General features: G+C 62.2%; 1 protein-coding gene. It reads right to left on the minus strand.

Annotation, left to right across the window (positions count from 1 at the left end):
* On the minus strand, positions 1-760 hold a 760-nt coding region (locus tag J0A65_RS24700), incomplete at both ends, for an OprD family outer membrane porin (protein ID WP_206596887.1).

Raw genomic sequence — 760 nt, forward strand, 5'->3', positions numbered from 1 at the left:
GGTAACCATGGCGCCGAAGGCCTTGTTGTCGACGTTGCTGCGATTGCCGTCATCGGTCGAGCGGGCGAAGCGCACGTCGGTCTTCAGGCTCTGCTTGTCGCCCAGCGGCAGAACGTGCACGGCGCTGAAGGAGTGCTGCTTGTACAGCTCGTCCAGGTTGGAGTAGTAGTAGCCGGCCGTCAGGTCCTTGGTCAGCTTGTAGGTGCCGCCGACGAAGTCGAACGAGTCGGCAGTGGCGCCACCAGAGGTGGTGATACCACGGCGACCGCCGCTGGTGATGGCGATGTCTTCGTAATCACCGGAGTTACGGTGGTTGACCTCACGCACGTGAGCGGCTTCCAGCATCAGGCCGTCGATTTCCTGGGAGACCAGGTGACCGGCTTCGAATACCTGGGGCAGCAGACGGCCGTCGCTGGAGGCGATGGCGGCGTTCTTGAACTGCATCTGGCCAACGCGCAGGGTGCTGTTGGAGACCTTGACCTTGGCGGCTACAGCCAGGTCCGAGTAGTTGTCCTGCGAACCACCCGAGCGATCCGGAACCAGCAGACCGCTACCAGCGGTACCGTCGCCGGAATCCAGCTTGAAGCCGAACATGCCGATCGCATCGGCACCGAAGCCCACGGTACCTTCGGTGAAACCGGAGTTCATGCGCAGAATGAAACCTTGGGCCCACTCGTCCTGCTTGGACTGGCTCGGGGTCGGAGTGTCGCTGTTGCCCTGACGGAAATCGCGGTTGAAGTAGAAGTTGCGCGCTTCCAGG

Origin of the sequence: Bowmanella yangjiangensis, assembly GCF_017255015.1 — a bacterium.
GTDB lineage: Bacteria > Pseudomonadota > Gammaproteobacteria > Enterobacterales > Alteromonadaceae > Bowmanella > Bowmanella yangjiangensis.